This is a genomic window from Fictibacillus barbaricus (assembly GCF_031457135.1).
Lineage (GTDB): Bacteria > Bacillota > Bacilli > Bacillales > Fictibacillaceae > Fictibacillus > Fictibacillus barbaricus_A.
Window position 1 is genome coordinate 1 of record NZ_JAVDWA010000013.1, and the last position, 20,334, is coordinate 20,334.

Consider the following 20,334-nt stretch of genomic DNA (forward strand, 5'->3'; position numbering starts at 1 on the left):
CGCAGAATCAAAACTGACAAAGAGATTCGCAGCTTATCTTCCACTTCAAATCTTTTGGTGATTTAGAAGCAAGAAGGTCGAGGAAGTGAAGGTTCTAGGAAACGGAGCGTATTTCTCATACGTGAGTACCGCAGAATCAAAACTGACAAAGAGATTCGCAGCTTATCTTCCACTTCAAATCTTTTGGTGATTTAGAAGCAAGAAGGTCGAGGAAGTGAAGGTTCGAGGAAACGGAGCGTATTTCTCATACGTGAGTACCGCAGAATCAAAACTGACAAAGAGATTCGCAGCTTATCAATCACCAAAAAAACAAAAACACCATCCTAATTTAACCAAGGATGATGTTTCGCTATTCTTCCAGATTAACTTGTCCTACTAAAACTGTAGCATCGTCATTAATCTCTTGCGGTAATGCGCTTATATAATTCACCGATTCTTTTGGTGAAATCATTTTCGTAAGAAGTGAACGGCTTACGGTATGGATATCCATCCCGTCAGAATAGAGCATAAATGAAAGTTCTCTTTCAAATTTAAATTCTTGAATCTTAAACTTTTCCGGTTTACCTGCAAGAAAACCTAATTTTGGCAAAGGATGCACCGCACGCTGTCTTTCAGTTGAAATCATAAAACGAATGTTTCCAACCCCTGAAAAGGTGGCCATCTTGTTTATATAATCCACTTTTACGATTGCAATAACAGCACCGCGTGTTTGACGCATCCCTTCATTACATAAGAACATCAATCGCTCTACTGGTTCATCATGGTTCAGATCAATAATTTCAGTCGCTTTTCCAGATGCGTCTTTCGCAAGTTTTCCGCTTCCAAGACCATCCGCCACAGCACAAATTAAATAATTGTCTGTTTCCTTTGTATAAAAACTATCGCCGCAAAGGTCATTCCCCTTTTTTGCTATCTGATAAGAGGAGACCGTTGCTTTTTTATACTTTTGGTGTTCGATCATCTAAGCGCCTCCGAAGGTGATACTCTCAGTGCCTCTTTCAATTTCTCCAATGCTCTTCTTTGCAGCCTTGATACATGCATTTGAGAAATCTCAAGTCTTTCTCCTGTTTCCTTCTGGCTTAAATTCTCGAAATACGTGCATTGGAGAATTTCACGCTCACGTTCAGAAAGAACAGCAAACGCTTTTTCTAAAAGCATTCTTTTATCAATCTGATCATAACCAGCATCGGCTGAACCCACAAGGTCAAGAAGTGTTACAGTACTTCCTTCTTGATCAGCTTCAATTGAACTATCTACTGAAAGGGCTTGATAACTTTTACCCATCTCCATTGTTTCCAGCACTTCTTCCTCAGAAACTTCAAGATAGTCAGCGATTTCTGCGATTTTAGGAGATCTTTGCAGGCTAGTTGTTAATTCTTCAACTGCCTTTTTAATTCTAGGTCCTAACTCTTTAATTCTGCGCGGTACATGTACACTCCATGTTTTGTCGCGAATGAAACGTTTGATTTCACCCACTATCGTAGGTACAGCAAACGATTCAAACGATCTGCCAAACGTTTTATCGTATCTTCTAAACGCGGCTAGCAAGCCAATCATACCGACTTGAACTAAATCATCATGGATGCTTTTCCCTTTAGAAAATTTTCGGGCAAGTGAATGGACTAAGTCTTGATATTGCAGAACCAAATTCGTTTGGATCACTTCATTTGTTGGATCCTCCTGCAATTGATCAATCCACTCATATACTTGCTCTTTACTGTGAAGGCGCTGGCGAGATTCTGTCGACATGTTCCTCCACCTCATCTCTGTGAAGATACTTAGTCATTGTTACCATGACGCCGGCTTCACTTTTTATTTCTACCTTGTCCATTAATGTATCTATGAGAAAAAGGCCTAAACCTCCTTCGTTCAATTGATCAACAGATTTACCATCTACTGGGCCAAGATTTTCTGAGATAGATTCAACATCAAAACTATTTCCTTGGTCGACAACTGTAATTTCCAAGCAATCTTCATAAATATTGCAGGCAATTCGAACTTGCCCTTTTTCTACATCTTTGTAAGCATGATTAACAACATTCGTACAAGCTTCAGAAACTGCAATTTTAATATCTTCAATCTCATCAAATGAAAAGCCCATTCTGTTCGCTAAACCGGAAATCGTTAATCGGACTACACCGACGTATTCCGGTTTTGCGGGAACGTTCATTTCAATATAGTCGGACGCTGTTCTCATAGCGCCTCCCCCTTTACTCCGCTTTCAATGTCCATCACTTCTGTTAAACCGGTAATTTCAAAAATTCGTTTTACCCGATCTGTCATCCCACGAAGTTTTAATAAACTATTGTTAGCTTTTGATGATTTTAACGCTCCAACAAAAATACCTAATCCTGTACTATCCATATAATCAATACCAGAAAGGTCAACGATAACGGTATTTCCTTCTTTTTCTGTTAATGGAAGCATAACTTCTTTTAACTTCGGAGCTGTATAAGCATCAACTTCTCCAGATAAAGCTAATTCGTGTGTTGCATCTATTTGGCGTTGGCTAATTTGTAAATTCATTATTTTCCCCCCAGGCTTTAATTAGAAACCGATAAGGTACACTTCCCTATTCCAGTAAGTGTTAAACAATTCGTTTTAAAATAATTAAAGTGAAGTCATCTCTAAGCTCAAATTCCTGTAAACGGTCTAATTCTTTAAACACGTTTTCAACAATCTGCTGAGCTGGCAGATCCATGTACTTCCGAATAAGTGTTACAATTTCTTCTCTTTCGATAAAGCCTTTGCTTGTCCGGCATTCGGTAACACCGTCAGAAAGCAAGATAACCATATCACCTAATAGGATTTCTTTTTCATAAGGATGATAGGTTGTTGACCGTGACACTCCGAGTACTAGCCCTTTAGCGATTAGATCCTCGAACTGATCTGCTTGCGCATTATAAATAAAACCAGGTTCATGACCCGCTCCAGCATAGAAAAACTTATGGGTCTCGGGTTCATATACACCGTGAAACATCGTAATAAACATATTGCTATTTACGTTTTGTTCCACTACTCGATTTAAGTTTTCCAAAAGCAAATGCGGTTTCATTTGTTCTTCAGGAAGACTGTCCATCGCGTATTTTATCATCGACATACATAGTGCAGCAGGTATGCCCTTGCCAATTATATCAGCCACAGCTACACTAAGGCTATTTCCACTTTTTACAAAATTGAAATAGTCACCGTTCATTTTCTTAGCTGGAACACTGACAACGCCAATATCCAGCTCATCAAACTGAGGTACATCACTTAAGAGCAATGTCTGCTGCATGCTCGCTGCAACTTCAATTTCAGACTCCAGCTGCTGCTGTTTATCTCGCAAGCTTTGGTGTTCGCGATAAGCGAAACCATAGCCAATCATTGCTTCTAAAAGAAAATCAAAAGAATCTCTCATTTCATCAGACATATCTGGAAAAAGCTCGTCCATCACTTGAATGTGCAAGCTGACAAGGTCTTCCGGAGAGATTTGCTGTTCAAGCAATTTTCTGCTAAATTGCTGACCTTTATATAGGGTCGTTTCGTTTTTTGCTTTTAGATAGACCGATAATAGGTCTTGGTAACGTTCAGTTAGTGCATCTTTTGCAGTCAAGAGCTTTCCTCCTAACGAAGCCATTTAGTAGCAGAAATCTCCGTTCCCACATCAACAGTGGATTCGATCGAAAATTCGTCCATTAAACGCTTCACACCTGGTAATCCTGCACCTAAGCCGCCAGAAGTCGTGTAGCCATCCTGCATAACTTTTCGGATTTCTCGGATCCCTGGTCCATTATCTATCGCTATAATGCGAAGACCTTTTTTTCCTAATTGATCAATTGGTTCTATACATATCTTGCCTTTACCTGCGTACAAATAGATGTTACGGGCAAGTTCAGAAATAGCAGTTGTGATTCTTGCCTGGTCAACATTTCCGAAACCCAGCTCTTTTGCCATGTTTCTTCCAAGCTGCCGGGCACTTACGATGTCCCACTCATTGCGTACTTCTACACAGGATTGGATGTCCATAATCATCCCTCCAGTTCCAGACGCAATTTATCAAGCCCCTGTTCTAAGTCAAGTGCTGTTGAAACTTCTCTCATTGAAATTCCAAGATCGATTAAAGTAATAGCTACTGCTGGCTGTATGCCAGTTAGCACTACCTGTGCACCCATTAATTTTGACATTCTTACTACGTCTCCAAGGACTTTTGCTATAAATGAATCAATCATGTCAACGGATGTTAAATCAATAACAACACCCTTAGCACCTGTATCATGAATTTTATTTAACAAGTCTTCTTGAAATTGAAGTGCTGTTTGATCATCCATTTCGACTTGAATTGTTATCAATAAATATTCATGCAATTTCAAAATAGGAATTCTCATTTTATCCATTCACTCCCTATTTATTGCTTACTAACTTTTGGTTTGTATATTCCAAAGCACTTTCCATACCCTTTTGAAGAGAGCTTTTCGTCGGGAACAAACTCAAGTCAATGCCAAGACTGACAATCGTCTGAGCAATTTCAGGACGAATTCCAACCAGGATACACTTGGATCCTAGTAAACGTACGGCATCTGCAGCCTGGATAATATGATGAGCAACCATCGTATCAACGACAGGAACTCCCGTAATATCGATTAAAACGACTTCAGACCGATACTTGATAACTCCATTCAATAAGTTTTCCATGATTAATTTAGCGCGCTCCGTATCAATCGAACCGATTAATGGCATGACACTAATATTTTGAAAAACAGGAATAAGCGGAGCAGTCAGCTCCAGCAACGCTGTTTTTTGAATGGAAACGGTTCTTTCCCAAATTTGGGAAGAGTTTTCTACCACACGGTTTAAAATAGGATCTAGCCATGTGTCGATTTCTCGATAAATCGTAATTAGCCTTTCTTTATCAGAAATCCTTTCAACTAAAAAGTTGACAATAACACGGCGTGCCGCCTGCAGGCCTTGCGTTAAATAACTTAACGGCAGACCAGTATGAAGAACTTGATCAAAAAATTGATCAAGAGTACCATCCTTGGATATATCATGGTAGTTTATGTGTTTGATGAGTAACTCAAAGAATTGCTGATCTGTTTCTTCACTAAGTTTCATAGTGGTAGAAGCCGCAACTAATTCTTTTTCTTTAAAAATGTTGACTTCATCGAGCCAATTATTTTTAAGGGTTTCTTGATTTTCATTAATCATTTGCACAATCAAGTTGTCCAATTATTCTGCACCCCCACTGCATAGTTTCTATTTCATTATTTCATTTATAATAATTTTCTGCAATGTTTACTCTTTTCTAACCTTGGATATATAACCCATTTTTTTATAAGTTAAACATTTTATATATAAAAATAAAGTTCTTTTCGCAATTTTTGTTTTTTTCTTAGTAGTTGATTTCCGTTCCAGGTTACTCGCTTTCCGCGGGGCAGACGGTGAGCCACATTCGTACGTTTCACTTATAAGTGTCTCACCTGTCTAGCTGCAGCGGTTAGCCCCTCGAGGTCAAAAGTTTAATGGTCCCGAAGGCAAAAAGCGCCTTCTTAGCCCATTCCCCTTTTGCTTGTCGGGGCTGACCAAACCGCTTCCGCTTTTCGGACTGCCCGCCTGTCCCGCAGGAGTCTCGCACCTTGCACTCCAATCAACTTACCATTGAAGTCAAATTATAAAATGACCCATAAGCAACAACCTTTTAGAAAAGAGCCTTAAAATAAAATAAAAAACCGTCAGACAGTTTTGCCAGACAGTTTCTCAAAGAGCCTCATATAAATTTAAAAATCAACCAGACCAGTACTGATCTGCAATGCGTCGTCTACCCTGCGCATCATATCTTCATCCAGTTGTGTTATCTTATCTGTTAATCTTTGCTTGTCAATGGTTCTAATCTGTTCAAGCAATATAACCGAATCCCGTTCAAAGCCGTATTTTTTTGAATCTATTTCAACATGTGTTGGTAGTTTCGCTTTTTGTATTTGAGCTGTGATTGCAGCAACTATAACAGTAGGGCTAAAACGGTTACCGATATCATTCTGGATAATCAGTACAGGGCGAATTCCGCCTTGTTCTGAACCTACTACCGGTGAAAGATCTGCAAAGTAAACATCTCCGCGTTTGACTATCAAGGACTACACCCCGCTAACTAAGCGGTCCAAGGTATGATCGGCTTCCTCCTCTAACAAAAATGCTTCTGAGGCAATCGTTAGATTGATCTTAGCCATTTCCATGTAACCTTGTCTCATCTCATCTCGAAACTGACGCTTGTTCTTCCGCTCGCGAAGATACATTTCAGTAGCTTGATGGATGAATTCGCTGCGGTCCAAATTTTCCTTTTTAATGACGCGATCAACCTCACTAAGCAATTTCTGAGGAAGACTAATGACGATCCTTTTTGTGTTCAATTCGGACACAACCTACACCTCCAGCGCAAAGCTATACTATACGATCAAATTCCTTTTAACCACATTCAATATTATCACTTCAATATTCCATTTGCAAAGCGATTTCAAAGTATTTATTCTACAAACTTTTTATTAGTCCTTCTAATATTCTGCTAAAAATTTAAAATTACATTCATATTTTCTGAAATTCGACCATTTTTCACAAAAACCCTCGGCACTCGTGAAGAAATTAAACACGGAATTTCATAATTTATCGTATTTGCTAATGCAGCTACTTCATCCATCTCTATCCGTTCATCTTCTTGTCTGCCGATTAATGTAACAAGTTCCCCTACTTCTTTTCTGTTCGATAGCCGTACCATGCACTGATCCATGCATATTCTTCCGATAATCGGCATCCGCTCGCCATCAATCAGCACACTTGCTCCAGGTGATAGTCTTCTTTGCCAGCCATCTGCATAACCGATTGGGAGTGTACCGACCCATTCTTCTTCTTTTGCTGTATAAGTAGCTCCATAGCTTACAGTATCCCCAGGCATCAGTTTTTTAACATGAATCAGTCTTGTATGCAGACTAAATGCTTCTGCCAGAGGAAACGGCAGTGCTTTTTTTATCTCCATAGATGGAGCTAATCCGTACATACTGATTCCGAGTCTTACGAGATTAAATGGCCCTTTTACTTTTCGAAGTGAAGCCGCACTATTGGCACAATGAATCAGCGGCGGTGCGAATCCCCGTTTTTTAAGGGTCTCCACTTGATTTTTAAATCTTTTTGTCTGCTCATCAAACAAAGCAGAATCCCATTCATCTGCTGTAGCAAAGTGAGTAAAAATACCCTCAAAATGAAGGTTAGAAGACTTATCTATAAGCGAAGCCATATCAAGAAGTTCTTCCTCGTCTTTTATGCCAACACGCCCCATACCGGTATCAAGCTTGATGTGAAGGTTTAATGTTAGATTCGTTTCCTTCATATAAGAAATCGCTTCATGAATCCATTCTTTATGAAAAACAGTTATACTCAACTCATTTTCTGCCGCAAGATTAACATATTCAGGACGAATACGGTTCATAACCAAAATCGGTGCAGAAATTCCTCGTTTTCTTAAAGCAATTGCTTCATCGAGTATGGCAACGGCTAAATACTCTGCTCCTGATTCCAGTGCTGTGACTGCGGTTTGATAGGCATCGTGCCCGTACCCATTCGCCTTTACAACTGCCATAATTTTATCATCAGGGAGATGTTTTTTGAATGATTGTACGTTTTTGCTTATATCATCCAAGTTTATTTCAGCCCATGTATCTCTAAAAAAATGATGTTTATCCACTTTCAAAATACCTCCCTGTAAAACTTCCGGATTACTGTCCTTTATTTTAACCGTTTCATTAAAAATATGTAAAGGAAACTTGGCTGTCTCCAATCACGTAAAAAACAGGCCCGGATTACCCGGTGCCTGTTTAATTGCTCCATATATAATAAGAAGGAATTTATTTTACTGCCTCTCCAGAAACAGATCTTGCGATAGCCATCAGTTCATCCTGATCTAAGGAGTTAGATGCCAGGAAATAATCAACACCATTGTAGTTCCATGTAATGGATTGATCTGTCATCGCTCCGACTGTAAATCCTAGATCCACCGGTTCGCCGCTTGGCATCGTCAGTCTTGCTGCCGATTCAACTGCTTGATTTCTTTGCTGCATCAGCGTAAATGATTTCTTATCTTCGCCGCTTGCATAGCTCAGGACCACTTTAGACTCGTTCTTGCCAAGCGCAACTTCTTTTTCGTTCATGAGATTCAAATTTGCCGTATAGGTAGGATAAAGGACTTCAAACTCTTTATCATCTCCTGAGAAAGTTGGAATCTCGTACTGAGCGCTCGACATGTTTGATTCCATATCGAAAGAGTTTTTATCGAATTTGGCATTGTATTTTACGTTAGAGAATGTAAGATTAACTAACTCTTTTTGATCCTGGTCCATAATTCTAACCTGTGTAGGATCTAAATCCTTATTCAACGTAATTTCTTGCTGGTATAAGTTCTTATTTTGATAATTTGTTTTTGTATGGAACACATAGCTTTTTTCTTTTGATTTAAAGCCTCTGTCACTATCGTTCAAAATATCTGAGATTAGAGATTGGAACAAATAGACCTGACTGTTATTTTCCGGCCAATCACTTTGGAAACGGAAGCTTTTATTAAGTGCTGGTGTTAATACAAAAACGCCATCTTTATTGCGTAAAATCATCTGACTTTGGTCTTTTTCTGCGTTTTTCATGCTCACACGATAAAAATCAGGTTTTTTATACCAGATTTCCAAGTCGTACGTGAGTGGTTTTTCCCCAGTTTTCAAAGTCATCTTGGCATCTGCTTTATAGCCTGTCATTGAATCCATTCTTTCTTCTAAGGAGTCCAAAACATCACTCTGGCTTTTTGCACCGCATGCCGACAGAATTGCCATTAGCATGAACGCCGTCAACATCATTGACAGTGTTTTTTTCATTTTTTGCCATCCCCTTTGTCCCAAAGTAATTTCGACATTGAAGGGGGTACAAGCTCTGCCGTCTAGCAAAGGACTGCCCCTTCTACCGCATTACAATATATGAGACAACCCTGGACAATATGCAGACTAGCTTGACGAGCTTTCTAAAATAACTTGTGCTACGGCATACTCCTTCGTATGAGATATAGATAAATGACATACATAAGGATAAGGAGATGAAATAAAGGGTTTTCCTTTTTCATCAGACTTGATTTCCATGTCGTGCCACGAAAGATCGGCACCGATCCCGACACCTAAGGCTTTTGCCATGGCTTCTTTTGCAGAAAACCTGCCTGCTAAGTATTCCAGCTTTCTGTTGCCTGTGAGTGCATTAAATTTCCCAAGTTCAAAAGGGGTTAAAATTCTCTCGGCAAACCGCACTTGATGCTGTGCAACCTGCTTTATCCGCTTCATTTCAATAATATCGATACCTGTTCCAACAATCATGAACTTTACTCCTTTACACTAGATCTTAGCCCAAAAACTTTTCGCATGGTAAACTTGAGATAGATGAATATATAATAAAAAAAACTCTAAATAAAAGGGTGAGTTGTCCGTATGTTTGTAAGAGATGAAAGTTTCCAAACCTTTATTCGCCGTTATCCCATTATCACTTTTTTGATAGCCGCTCATATTATCGTGTTTCTTCTTATTAATTTTACCCCTTTTAGCACTTCTGTGTACTATTTTATGGTCGGGTCTAATTATTATATTTCTCAAGGAGAGTACTGGCGGTTATTCACACCAATCATTACGCATGAGGCTGCAGGTCACTTAATCTTTAACTCGTTTTCATTATTATTGTTTGGTCCAGCTCTTGAACAAATACTTGGCAAAGTGCGTTTTTTGATTGGTTATGTGGGTTCAGGATTAATCGCTAATATTGCCACCTTGCTTATGCTTCCTTTGTCATACGCACATATCGGTGCTTCAGGTGCAATTTTTGGTTTGTTCGGTATTTATGTTTACATGGTTTACAACAAAAAGCACTATATTGATAAGGCAAACACACAGATTCTTTTGGTTGTTTTGGCAATCAGTTTGGTTTCAACATTCATGAGCGAGCGAATCAATGTTTTAGGCCATCTATTCGGACTGATTGGGGGAGCTGCCCTTGCCCCGATTATTCTGGCAACGTTGAAACGGAGAGGGAAAAGGAACTGAAAAGTATAACCTGCAACCCGCATTTTAGTTAGCTTATGGAAATTTTTGTCGACTCGGGGATATATGGTAAATTCTCGGTGGATTATAACCGAAACTCGGTGGATTAATCGATATTCTCGGTGAATAATTGTCAAAACTCGGTGGATTATGTCTTACAGGCATACAAATATAAATAAAAAAAGACTCAAAGAGCTCTAATTCAGCAGCTTTATGAGTCTTTTTTTCAATTATTAGAACCCAGCAATACTTCTTTTAACGATGATTCATAAAATACAGGCCAATCCACATCAAAATCGTTCAATTGACGTGCATGCTTTGGCTTAACACCTAATATTTTAACCGGTCTGCCGTTCATATATTGGAGCATGCGAAAGAGTTCGCTCAATTTCTTCACACCGTCCAGATCAATCTCACCTGTTGCGGATAAATCAAAAAATATTTCGTCATATTGCCCTTCATAAGCGGATTTCAACGCATTTCCTGTTACGGTAATCATCTTACTTTCGGTAATGTCACCGAATATAGGAACGAAAGCAATTTTTTCTGAAATGGGAATGAACGGTCCAGAGAGTTCATCTAAACGCTTTATCGCCATTTCCAAGGCTTCTTTTTTCTCAAAAAGCTCAAAATCGGTAGAAGAAAGTCTTAATCGAAGGTCGGAAAGTTTTTCTTCCAGTGATTTTACATGTTTACTGATCGGAATGAAAACCACGTATGCATAATCATTCTGCCATGAAACATGGATGTCGCATAAAAGAAAGGGGTCATTTTTACTCTTAACGTTCGCTTCAAAACTTTTGTCGCCTTCAAATGGCATCATGAATTTCAAGAGTTTCTTATGACTTTCATCATCAAAACAGTCGGTGATTGTTTTGATGCCTTCATGCAGCATCTCTTCCGCTTTTTTAGAAAGGAACTGGATGTCACCATGCATCGTCATTTGTAAGTAGGGTACGGGTATTACATCGTTCATCTTCTGACATTGACCCTTTCTACCGTATACGTATTCAGCCATTGGTCCACTTCATCCAAATTCTTCATGATTATACCCTGGTGATTGGTATAAGGAATTAAATCGTATTTCTCCGCTAGCCTGCCGCCAATCAATATTACGGGCTTATGAGGCAAAGCGCTTAATGTCCGCACATAGTTTTTTAGTACAGGCAAGTTATAGACAATGGAAACGGACAGACCAATAACCTCAGGCTTCCACTGTAAAGCAGTTTTAAGTGCATATTCTAAAGGCAAACTCGCACCGAAATACCTCGTTTGCCAGCCATTTTCTTCAAAAAGACTATTGATCATCTTGATTCCAAGGTAATGCTGTTCACCTTGCAAACAAAAAAACATGGATTTGTGGTCGCTTGTGGTCTCTGTTGATATTTGAAAAAGTCTTGAAAGCACAAAATCGCAAACGCCAGTTGCCAGATGTTCATCCGCTACAGAAATTTCGTTATTTTCCCACAGATCTCCAATCAAGTACATTGCCGGGGTAAACAAATTCTGAAATAATGACATGCGATTCTGATTGGGCTGTTGTTTTATGAAATGAAGTGCAGCAGCTTGATTGCCTTCTAAGAATAAACGTGCTAGTTTCTCAGCATTTGATGTCGCCATACTCAGACGACCCCCTTTCGGTCACCCAGTCGCCGCTTTCTTACTAAGAATATTGATTGCTTGGTTTAAGTAATCTATATACACTTCGACTCTAGGATTTTCTACCTTTTCTTCTTTTAATACTTCTATAATAAAATGAAAATTATCACATAATAACTCAGTACTCATTCCGAACTTTTGTAGAATTCCGTCTAACCATAAAGCATAGTCTGTAAAGAATGCCGCATTATCCAGCTCATAAGCGGTTTCTAGATGTTTAAAATGATGGTGATTGTCTTCGATGCATTTCGTTCGACCTTTATCACCATATCTTTCATCTAAAGAAGGGTCTTTTTCATATATCTTTTCGGTTACTTTCTCGACCATCTCATTAATATTCAATGACGTCATTTGGCAACCACCTTATATTGTTTAACAGTCGGGATAACAGCTGCTAATTCTTTGTCGGGATATTTCTTCTCTAGATCATGGATCTTTTTAAACTCCTCGCTTCTTACCCACTTTAAATAATCTTCTTTCGTGGAAAAGATAAGCTGCACGGTAAGTTCACCAGCTCTTTTATCATTTTGCAAAAGCAAGAAATCTACAAATCCTTCAGCGTTGTCTACCGATCTTGAACGATTTTTATATATATTTATCACTTCTTCGGCTTTTTCATTTGGAACATCAAATGTTGAAAAGACTGTGTACATAATTATCACCTCTTAGGTGTATTTAATAAAGTTAACAAGTTTCTGTTATTAAGAATTCAATATAAAAAGAAAATTTCCTCTTTCACAAAAGCTTTTTCGCATACTTTGTTGCTTTTGAAAGTAGTTGACTTCCGTTTCAGGATGCTCGCTTTCCGCGGGGCGTGCGGTGAGCCCCTTCGTCGCTTTGCGACTTTGAACGGTCTCTCCTGTCACCCTGATCCCGCAGGACAAGGAAAGCTTCGGCAGGATTATATCGCACGAAGAAAATTGTAGTTCATTTTCGAGGAGTCTCGCACCATGCACTCCAATCAACTTGTCAATGAAGCTCTTTACGAAAATTATCTAAAAGCAGCAATCTTTCAGAAAATAGCCTTCACAAAAGATGATTAATTACAGAAAAAAAGAAAAACACCGGAATCGTTCCGGTGGTGATTAATAGAGATCAAACATGTTCACATCATGTTTCGTTTGTTTGAGATACGTAAATAATTGCCCTCTGTGATGAAAGGCGTGGGTAACAATTTCAACAAGCCATTTCGCCTGAGACATCCCTTTTTCTGCATAAAAGGCTTTTGTTTCCTTTTGAAAAAAGTCCTCTTGTGATAAAGAAAGAAAGTAGGACTTTAATAAATGATAGCCTTCTTCAAGTACGTGAGTCAATTCTGCCTCATTTTCAGCACGTAGCTTGTCTTCTAACTTCCGGATATCCGCCTCCGATTTTTCTTGTAAAATAGCTAAATCGACATGAGGGATTTGGACAAGATGATTTGCAAGTTCTAAAAAGGTTCGCATATTCTCGGCAGGTCGATAATCGTACACAGAGGCATCTGCCTTTTTTAATAATTGGCTTGTTGTACGTACAATAACATAAAATTCATCTAATAATGTTTCGGTCATAGAAATAGCAGCATTTACCATAAAGATCCTCCAGCCTAATTTATGATTTATGCTACATTATTCTTCACGTAATCAGATTTTCCTTCACTTTGCTGTATACCAAATAAAAAGAACCGCCAATCGACGGTTCATTTCACATAGCTTCTTGCTACGCGTCTCATTCTCTTATGTCTGACTTTCTGGCTTCTCATTCTCATAATGACTAAGAACGCTAGCAATATCAGGAGTCCGCTGTATAAATAAACACTTGCTTTCACCACTTGATGGAAAAAGGTTGGTGTGCCGGCTTCCTCAGCTGATTTAGTTGCTGTTGATACTGCCGCTGCTTTAACTGGTTTTTCTTCAAATAATTTATGAGTCAGCAGCACTTTACCCTCAGCGTTCTTCAATTGTAATTTTCCTTTAGATGTTACATGCTTTATAGGTTTTTCGCCTTTTGGCAGTGTAACCATCAGGTCTTCTTTTAAAGCATACTTCTTGCCGTCATGCACTTTAATCTCTGTCCCTGCTGGAATGGTTTGCCTCTCGAAGTTTTGAAATCCGTAATCTCCAATAGACATTGTATCCCAATAGGATGCTTTGCTTGAAGGCCCTTTCATAGTAACAATAATTACGTCTAAGCCCTCTCTGGAAACAGCCGTTACTAATGTGTGTTTAGACTCGTCCACGTAACCGTTCTTTACTCCGATTGTACCTGGATAATCCCACAATAATTGCTGATGGTTTCGCAAGGTTGTTTTCCAGCCCTCACCTACCCAAGGAAGCTCTTTCGTAGAAACAATCTCACGAAATTCTTTATTTCGCATCGCATATTGTGTGATTTTAGCCATATCCTCTGCTGTTGTGTAATGTTCTACATCAAAAAGACCGTTCGGATTAACAAAATGAGTGTGATTCGCCCCCACTTTTTTGGCAAAATCATTCATTTTATCCGCAAAGGAAGGAATGTCATCTGCTAAGTATTCGGCTATGGCAATTGCAGCGTCATTACCTGAGTTGATCAAAAGTCCTTGTACCAGTTTCTTTAATGGTACTTTCTCGCCTTCTACTAAGTAAACACGCGTTCCATCAGCCTTAGCTGCATTACCGCTGACAATAACGGATTCGTTCAATTTCCCCGATTCGATAGCCAAAATACCCGTTACGATTTTTGTTATGCTTGCTGGATACATTTTGTCCGCACTGTTCTTTTGATATAAAATGTCACCCGTTTTAGCATCGATCATTACGGCACTTTCGCTATTAATGTTTGGTTCGTTTTCGCCGGACGCTTGCACAATGGGGGTTTGAGCCAGCATCATAAGTGAAAAAACAAGAAAGATCATGAGTCTTTTCATTTGTTTCCGCTCCCGTTAGTCATTTAATCTATATAACTCTTCGCTGAATATTCATTCTCTATTATGGTTGAAATCAAAATGAAATTTAGTAATTTTCGCCATAAAAAAACAGGCGTTATTATCAACTGATACCATTCGACAATATTCGCCTGAATCCTTTTATATATCGTACATTTTGCAGTATTATTTAGTCAAAATGTTTGTGATTTTTTTTCCCTCTTAATAAGTCACCTGTCCATCCTTTCATTCGAAGCCATAAATATACGGCCAGGGTTGAAAGAGTGATTAAAATCATCGAATATAAATAACCGAGTTTCCAATCGAGTTCTGGCATATTCTTAAAGTTCATCCCCCATATCGCCCCGAGCCCCATTGCGGGAGTGAAAATAACCGTAAAAACAGTCAGTGTTTTCATAATTTCATTACCACGATGAGCGGAAAGAACGTCTTCTAGATTTAACAACGTATCGATGTCGCCTCTGTAATGGGAAAGAAGAGTAATCGTGCGGTCAATTCTTGTTGTAATTCTTTTGAAGGTATTCGTTTCCGTTATTTCATCCAAATACGCCTCTTTAATCGCCATCGCGGTCTCATGAACAGGCAAGGTCAAATCACTCCAGTTAATGAGTTCTATGCGTCTGTCATAGATGCTATTTAAGAGTGTCGTATGATTATTTTGCTGAACATCCCGCTGCAATTCTTTCAATTTCAATTCCAAATCGTCAATACCGTCTAAGAAATGATTGATCAATTCCCCTAACAAGACAAGAAAGCCCTCTACTGATGTTTTTTCTTCAATAATTAGATGTTCACAGGGGTCTCTGTAATCACCTGTAATGAGTGATAAATCAAGACCTACTGTCATGAATGAATTTTTACGGATATAAAAGTAAAACACTTCAAACTCTGATTGATTTTCCGGATTTTGTTTGTATATTAAAGATCCTCTAATGATGAGATCTCCATCTTTATCTTTTTCAATCCGAAGATAGCTCGTTTTGTTTTCTTTAACATGCTGCAGCCATTGTTTACAGCCTTTATTAGGTGAAATAAAGTCATGCATTTCTTCCTTATGGCAATCATGCTGGTGCCATTTCCAACCATAAACACTTGTATGTTCCATATTTGATCCCAACCTTTGTATCCTATTTAAACAAGATCATATTCTTTAGCGCCTTTTTGCCTCAGCCACTTTAACGATTTCTCCATGATCAAATTATGATTATGATTACCTTCTTCATTCAAATGAAGCCAGATCGTCCCTGTCTTTTGTCTTTCCTTAATTTTCAGCAAGGCGATACCTGCTATATGCTGATTATTTTTCATCATGAGTATTGTTGTATCATCACGATCCAAATATTGAGTCAGATTTTCTTGAATTTCAGGAACGTCTTCACACCATGTACTTAGTTGAGCTAAGTCTTCTTTTAGTGCCGTTTCGACTTCCATCCTAATCCTATCCTCCTCTGTGAACGTCTGTTTTGTTAATAGAGGCTGTTTTCGTAATCTTTGTTGCTCTTAAAGTGGTTGATTTCCGTTCTAGGATGCTCGCTTTTTGATGACGATTCACAAGTAACAATCTTTTAGAAACGGGTTTAAAAATGTACCTATATAATTTCTTCCGTTTTAGATAGCATGCTGATGAGAAATTCTCGATCTTCGGGAAACGAAAGCGATAATTGATCTAACTCCTCCAAGGATACCCATTTTATGTCGTAGATTAAACCATCCGGATCTTGAATTACCGGGGAACCGCTTTCAATCTCTGCTAAAAAATATTGCACTTTATATTGAATACCAAAAGAGACCCCTTCTTTTTTATGCAGTTTTTTCTTAATTGCCACTTTATATCCCGTCTCTTCCCAGACTTCCCGTACGCAGCATTCTTCTAAGCTTTCATCCGCTTCTCTTCCGCCTGAAGGAAAGGACCATAATTTATCTTCTTCAGGTTTTCCTTGCAGCACCATTAATAATTTTCCTTCATTTATACAAATACAAGATGCACCTTCCCAAGTCATCCAAACTCCCCCTTTAAAAAAAAGGTTCTTTATGGCACAAAAAAAGTCCTGTGCATTCACACAGGACTTTTTGACGATTAAATGACTTTATATTGTTCCGTTACTTTTTGGCTGTTAATAATTTTTCTGTTGCAGTGATCCCATGTGTATAAGGTACGGCTGTTTTGTTCCAGTAAAGAAAGGGAATCATTTGTACATTCTACGATTTTAGAATGTGGAATGTCATGTTCCTTTTGTTCACCAGTTTCTACATTAACATATACGATACGTTCGCTCTTTCCTGTAGAAAGATCCAACTCGTAAACAAGTATATGGCCATCTACATAATACAAAGCGCGAGGTGAGATTGATAGTTTGTGTTCCTTTACTACTTTATCCTTCTCATTAAGTACCATGATTTTTTTAGGATCACCATATAAAACCGGTGCACCTGAAACGTAAACGTGATTGTTTATACAGAGGATATCTGTTGGTGCCATGTTATTTCCTAAATTCACCCGTTTTTTCTTATCGTTGCGGATGATATATAATACGGCTTGATCTTCTTCGACAATGTAAGAGGAAATGTAGAGAACGTCTTTGTTCATTTCGACTTCCCAAAGATATCCGTTCACATTCCACTCTTTTAAAAGTTCAGGGCCATTCTTCGTAAATATGAGTACTGAGCCTTTTGAACCATCGCCTTCACAAGCTACAACAACGCTGGACTCAAATTCGTAAAAATTAGGCTGCCCTTTAACCATTTGGGATTTTAAACAGCCGTTTTTATGATCAAAGATGAACAACTTGTAATCTGTTGAATTGCCTTCTGCCTTTTTGGAAAACCAGTAGTTCTTTTGGTTATCCATGAAAATTTCCGAATAGGCAAATTCGCTCTCCTCATTTCTTACTACACTTCCGGCCTGGTCAGGATTACTGGAGACATACAGCGAACCATTCTGCTCCGCATTTCGTGATGTAAGTTTATACATTTTGGCCATAGTACTCGCTCCCTTCAAATTTGGCGCCGGTTCTCAACTCAGCTTTTGTTTTATGAATAGTCAATTAATCAAAATTATCAATTTCTAGCAAAAACTTTGTATTTTCTGTTATATTTATCTTATCAAACATACAACTTAAACTGTATTGGGAAAAATGGTAGGAAAGATACTTGTTAATTAGGGGTCCTGCATGACAATTTTCCCAAGTTCTGAAAGGGGGATTTTATGGTCGGTCAAAGAATAAGATATTATAGAAAAACAAAAGGCCTAACCCAGGAAGAACTGGCACAGGGAATTTGCTCTGTTTCATACTTGAGTAAGATTGAGAAAGGGGACGCAAAATCAAGCGAGGAAGTCATTAACCTGCTCTGTGATCGTCTAGGTATTTCGCCCGAGGAAATGGACGATAACCAGGTCTTAGGTATGCTAAATGAATGGTATCTTCAAATGGTGAATCGTAATTTCGATAAGGCTGAAACATTTTTATATGAAACAGTTCAGCCTAAAATGAAAAATGTTATGGAACCTGATTTAATCTTAAGATATGAATTGTTTTTATCCCGGTTTCATATGGTGCATCATATACACCCTGATTTAGAAGGTTCATTTAATCGGTTAAAAAAAGCAGAAAGCTTTTTTGCTGAAATGACTCCAGACTTAAAATTCTATTACCTTAATTTTCTCTCATTGTATTACAATATTAAAAGAGAATATAAAAAAGCTCTAGATTTACTAATAGATGCTGAAGTACTTTATAACACAAAAACAACGGGTATTACACAAAGTGAAGGTGCTGTTCTTTTTTATCATCTTGCTTTAACCTATAACTATTTATGTAGAGTAACTTCTGTTAATCAATATGCTTTTAAAGCTATAAATATTTTTGACAAAGAATATAATTATAGCCGTTCAGCAGACTGCCAAATACTCTTAGGAACAAGCAATAGAAGAGTCGGAAATTACGACCAAGCTAATTACCATTTAAAGCAGGCTTTAAAATACTCCACTGCCTTCAATGATCACTTTACTAACGGTGTCATTTATCACAATTTAGGTTATGTCGCTTCTTGTCAAAGTCTTCATAGAGAGGCTCTCGAATACTTTCATAAAAGTATAGAAGCAAAACAAAAAGTTCCGAATAATGAATCCATAAGCACAATAATGTTAATTGCAAGAGAATATTTTCTTGCCAACGATAAAAATAATGCTAAAATATGGTTGAATAAAGGTTTAAATATTATTGGTAAAAATGCTCCCGATGATCAATACTATCACTTTATGATTCTAGAACAAAGAATTGATGGTAATATCGAAAAGTTGGAAGAAATTTTATCTAAAGCTGCCATTCCTTATTTTGAAAAGGTTAATATATGGGAATATGTAGCTGAATTCTCAGAAATGCTGGCTGATATATATTTCGATCAGTCCTTATATAAAAAATCAAGTCAGTATTATCGAAGAGCAAACAATGCTCTAAAAAACATTTTTTAGAAAGGTTGGAGAAAAATGAAAAAAACAGTATTAACACTTTCTTTTGCTTTTGCAATAAGTGCTTCAATTGGTGGAGTATCATTTGCGTATGAAAATGGACCTAACCCTACTAAAGTAGTGAAATATGCTAAGATTGATGACGGACCTAACCCTACTAGAGTCACAGCTCTGGATGATGGTCCTAACCCTACAATGCCGGCTAGAACTATCGCTAAAGGTGACTACTCAATTCAAAGAACACTTGACGATGGTCCTAATCCAACGTAAAAAGCTCTCATTTCTGAGAGCTTTTTTTACTTGCTAATATACACCTTAGTCCCGATTGGCACTAACCTGGAGAGTTCTAGTACATGATTGTTATACATGCGTATGCACCCTTTGGATACGACTTTTCCAATGGATGCAGGATTATTGGTCCCGTGTATTCCATAATGCGGTTCGGATAATCCCATCCACATCACTCCGTATGGTCCACCTGGATTCGGTGCTTTATTTACTATGGTGTACATCCCTGTCGGTGTGGGAGTCAGCATTTTCCCAACACCAATCGGGTACCGTTTGATCACTGTACCATCCTTCATTAAAGCAAGCCGTTTTCTAGCCGTGGAAACAAAGATTTCGTAAGGCATAGTCAAACCTCCTGCAATAGTTTATGCAGGAGGCTTATAGTGTGTCCCTATTGAAACCCGCTTACTTCTTCACGTGTAAGAAGCAATTCTCACTGTGGGTAGGAGCAATCCTGCCAGTCGCTTCTAAAAAACTCTCTGCTGTTGTAAATCCTACATGCTTAAACGTTTTTTGCAATGCTTTTTGTTTCTCAAGTTTTCCATTTGGCAATTGATCTAAAAAGGCATCAAAGCTACCGTATGTTTGTATGATTTCATGAACAATGTTTGCATTTTTTATGGTCGCTTCAATCTTCTTTCGATGTCTGACAATCCCCACGTCTGCTACTAATCTTTCAATATCATCCACATTGAAATCTTTCACACGTTCCACCTGGAAATTTGCAAAGGCTTTTCTGAAGTTCTCACGTTTATGCAAGATCGTCCGCCAGCTCAATCCTGACTGAAACAGCTCCAGTGTTAAGCACTCGAATAGTTTGTTGGACCCTTCTGCTTTTTGACCCCATTCCTCATCATGATACTGCTGCAGCATTTCACTTTCTTCACTCCACTTGCATCGTTGCATGTTATTTCTCCTTTCAGGAAAAAAAG

The 20,334-nt window shown here is 38.3% G+C and carries 28 protein-coding genes; 3 read left to right on the forward strand and 25 right to left on the reverse strand.

The genetic code is table 11. The features are described 5' to 3' along the window. Positions 1-349 precede the first annotated feature (349 nt). The 13 genes from J2X07_RS19145 to acpS form a co-directional block, all read right to left on the reverse strand. Positions 350-961, reverse strand: coding sequence for a protein phosphatase 2C domain-containing protein (locus J2X07_RS19145; RefSeq protein ID WP_310262587.1), 612 nt, complete (start codon positions 959-961; stop codon positions 350-352). Beyond that, a complete protein-coding gene (gene sigB / locus J2X07_RS19150; RefSeq protein ID WP_310262589.1) occupies positions 958-1,749 on the reverse strand; it encodes an RNA polymerase sigma factor SigB in 792 nt (263 codons plus the stop codon). The genes J2X07_RS19145 and sigB overlap by 4 nt, the downstream gene beginning before the upstream one ends. After that, positions 1,715-2,197 carry an anti-sigma B factor RsbW gene (gene rsbW / locus J2X07_RS19155; protein ID WP_310262592.1) on the reverse strand — a complete coding sequence of 161 codons (483 nt, stop codon included), beginning with the start codon at positions 2,195-2,197 and terminating at the stop codon, positions 1,715-1,717. The genes sigB and rsbW overlap by 35 nt, the downstream gene beginning before the upstream one ends. Beyond that, a complete protein-coding gene (locus tag J2X07_RS19160; RefSeq protein WP_310262593.1) occupies positions 2,194-2,526 on the reverse strand; it encodes an STAS domain-containing protein in 333 nt (110 codons plus the stop codon). The genes rsbW and J2X07_RS19160 overlap by 4 nt, the downstream gene beginning before the upstream one ends. Before the next feature lie 61 nt (positions 2,527-2,587). After that, the gene (locus tag J2X07_RS19165; protein ID WP_310262596.1) at positions 2,588-3,595 is read right to left on the reverse strand and encodes a PP2C family protein-serine/threonine phosphatase; all 1,008 of its coding nucleotides are present in this window, start codon (positions 3,593-3,595) and stop codon (positions 2,588-2,590) included. Between the two features lie 11 nt (positions 3,596-3,606). Next, positions 3,607-4,008, reverse strand: coding sequence for an anti-sigma regulatory factor (locus tag J2X07_RS19170; protein ID WP_310262599.1), 402 nt, complete (start codon positions 4,006-4,008; stop codon positions 3,607-3,609). Positions 4,009-4,010: 2 nt separating this feature from the next. Further along, positions 4,011-4,367 (reverse strand): STAS domain-containing protein, encoded by a 357-nt coding sequence (locus J2X07_RS19175; RefSeq protein ID WP_066239455.1) that lies wholly within the window; start codon positions 4,365-4,367, stop codon positions 4,011-4,013. A 16-nt stretch (positions 4,368-4,383) separates the two neighbouring features. Beyond that, entirely contained in the window at positions 4,384-5,208 is an 825-nt protein-coding gene (locus tag J2X07_RS19180; RefSeq protein WP_310262615.1) for an STAS domain-containing protein, read from the reverse strand. Positions 5,209-5,756: 548 nt separating this feature from the next. Next, a complete protein-coding gene (locus tag J2X07_RS19185; protein ID WP_066239453.1) occupies positions 5,757-6,107 on the reverse strand; it encodes a type II toxin-antitoxin system PemK/MazF family toxin in 351 nt (116 codons plus the stop codon). A 3-nt stretch (positions 6,108-6,110) separates the two neighbouring features. Then, positions 6,111-6,392 (reverse strand): CopG family ribbon-helix-helix protein, encoded by a 282-nt coding sequence (locus tag J2X07_RS19190; protein ID WP_310262621.1) that lies wholly within the window; start codon positions 6,390-6,392, stop codon positions 6,111-6,113. 143 nt (positions 6,393-6,535) lie between these two features. Further along, a complete protein-coding gene (alr, locus tag J2X07_RS19195) occupies positions 6,536-7,708 on the reverse strand; it encodes an alanine racemase (protein ID WP_310262625.1) in 1,173 nt (390 codons plus the stop codon). Positions 7,709-7,868: 160 nt separating this feature from the next. Beyond that, the gene (locus J2X07_RS19200; RefSeq protein ID WP_310262628.1) at positions 7,869-8,882 is read right to left on the reverse strand and encodes a LolA family protein; all 1,014 of its coding nucleotides are present in this window, start codon (positions 8,880-8,882) and stop codon (positions 7,869-7,871) included. 126 nt (positions 8,883-9,008) lie between these two features. Beyond that, complete coding sequence (gene acpS / locus J2X07_RS19205; protein WP_310262631.1) at positions 9,009-9,368, reverse strand: holo-ACP synthase; 360 nt, start codon at positions 9,366-9,368, stop codon at positions 9,009-9,011. A gap of 111 nt (positions 9,369-9,479) precedes the next feature. On the opposite strand from acpS, the gene J2X07_RS19210 reads away from it, so the two are divergent. Further along, a complete protein-coding gene (locus J2X07_RS19210) occupies positions 9,480-10,085 on the forward strand; it encodes a rhomboid family intramembrane serine protease (protein ID WP_310262634.1) in 606 nt (201 codons plus the stop codon). A gap of 223 nt (positions 10,086-10,308) precedes the next feature. Here the strand turns inward: J2X07_RS19210 and J2X07_RS19215 are convergent, their stop codons facing one another. The 10 genes from J2X07_RS19215 to J2X07_RS19260 all read right to left on the reverse strand — a co-directional run bounded on the left by J2X07_RS19215 (position 10,309) and on the right by J2X07_RS19260 (position 17,626). Beyond that, a complete protein-coding gene (locus J2X07_RS19215; protein WP_310262637.1) occupies positions 10,309-11,100 on the reverse strand; it encodes a hypothetical protein in 792 nt (263 codons plus the stop codon). Beyond that, positions 11,055-11,702, reverse strand: a complete 648-nt coding sequence (locus tag J2X07_RS19220) for a cobalamin B12-binding domain-containing protein (protein ID WP_310262638.1) — start codon at positions 11,700-11,702, stop codon at positions 11,055-11,057. The genes J2X07_RS19215 and J2X07_RS19220 overlap by 46 nt, the downstream gene beginning before the upstream one ends. A 21-nt stretch (positions 11,703-11,723) precedes the next feature. Further along, the gene (locus J2X07_RS19225) at positions 11,724-12,092 is read right to left on the reverse strand and encodes a hypothetical protein (RefSeq protein ID WP_310262640.1); all 369 of its coding nucleotides are present in this window, start codon (positions 12,090-12,092) and stop codon (positions 11,724-11,726) included. After that, positions 12,089-12,394 carry an antibiotic biosynthesis monooxygenase family protein gene (locus J2X07_RS19230; RefSeq protein ID WP_310262643.1) on the reverse strand — a complete coding sequence of 102 codons (306 nt, stop codon included), beginning with the start codon at positions 12,392-12,394 and terminating at the stop codon, positions 12,089-12,091. Before J2X07_RS19230 ends, J2X07_RS19225 begins: the two co-directional genes overlap by 4 nt. A gap of 432 nt (positions 12,395-12,826) precedes the next feature. After that, on the reverse strand, positions 12,827-13,312 hold the full coding sequence (locus tag J2X07_RS19235; protein ID WP_310262646.1) for a DinB family protein: 486 nt from the start codon (positions 13,310-13,312) through the stop codon (positions 12,827-12,829). A 107-nt stretch (positions 13,313-13,419) separates the two neighbouring features. Continuing rightward, positions 13,420-14,628 (reverse strand): D-alanyl-D-alanine carboxypeptidase family protein, encoded by a 1,209-nt coding sequence (locus J2X07_RS19240; protein WP_310262648.1) that lies wholly within the window; start codon positions 14,626-14,628, stop codon positions 13,420-13,422. A gap of 187 nt (positions 14,629-14,815) precedes the next feature. Beyond that, positions 14,816-15,751, reverse strand: a complete 936-nt coding sequence (locus J2X07_RS19245; protein WP_310262651.1) for a magnesium transporter CorA family protein — start codon at positions 15,749-15,751, stop codon at positions 14,816-14,818. Between the two features lie 26 nt (positions 15,752-15,777). Beyond that, on the reverse strand, positions 15,778-16,077 hold the full coding sequence (locus tag J2X07_RS19250; protein ID WP_310262654.1) for a hypothetical protein: 300 nt from the start codon (positions 16,075-16,077) through the stop codon (positions 15,778-15,780). A 158-nt stretch (positions 16,078-16,235) separates the two neighbouring features. Continuing rightward, positions 16,236-16,646 carry an NUDIX hydrolase gene (locus J2X07_RS19255; RefSeq protein ID WP_310262658.1) on the reverse strand — a complete coding sequence of 137 codons (411 nt, stop codon included), beginning with the start codon at positions 16,644-16,646 and terminating at the stop codon, positions 16,236-16,238. Positions 16,647-16,723: 77 nt separating this feature from the next. Then, positions 16,724-17,626, reverse strand: a complete 903-nt coding sequence (locus J2X07_RS19260) for a hypothetical protein (protein ID WP_310262662.1) — start codon at positions 17,624-17,626, stop codon at positions 16,724-16,726. Between the two features lie 225 nt (positions 17,627-17,851). Here J2X07_RS19260 and J2X07_RS19265 point away from each other — a divergent pair, with 225 nt between their 5' ends. Together J2X07_RS19265 and J2X07_RS19270 are read left to right on the forward strand one after the other, a co-directional pair. Then, a complete protein-coding gene (locus tag J2X07_RS19265) occupies positions 17,852-19,117 on the forward strand; it encodes a helix-turn-helix domain-containing protein (RefSeq protein ID WP_310262665.1) in 1,266 nt (421 codons plus the stop codon). A gap of 15 nt (positions 19,118-19,132) precedes the next feature. Beyond that, positions 19,133-19,384 carry a hypothetical protein gene (locus J2X07_RS19270; RefSeq protein ID WP_310262668.1) on the forward strand — a complete coding sequence of 84 codons (252 nt, stop codon included), beginning with the start codon at positions 19,133-19,135 and terminating at the stop codon, positions 19,382-19,384. 26 nt (positions 19,385-19,410) lie between these two features. On the opposite strand, the gene J2X07_RS19275 is transcribed toward J2X07_RS19270, so the two are convergent. Together J2X07_RS19275 and J2X07_RS19280 are read right to left on the reverse strand one after the other, a co-directional pair. Then, positions 19,411-19,746, reverse strand: coding sequence for a L,D-transpeptidase (locus J2X07_RS19275; protein WP_310262671.1), 336 nt, complete (start codon positions 19,744-19,746; stop codon positions 19,411-19,413). A gap of 61 nt (positions 19,747-19,807) precedes the next feature. Further along, entirely contained in the window at positions 19,808-20,308 is a 501-nt protein-coding gene (locus J2X07_RS19280; RefSeq protein ID WP_310262674.1) for a DNA-3-methyladenine glycosylase I, read from the reverse strand. Positions 20,309-20,334: the final 26 nt, after the last annotated feature.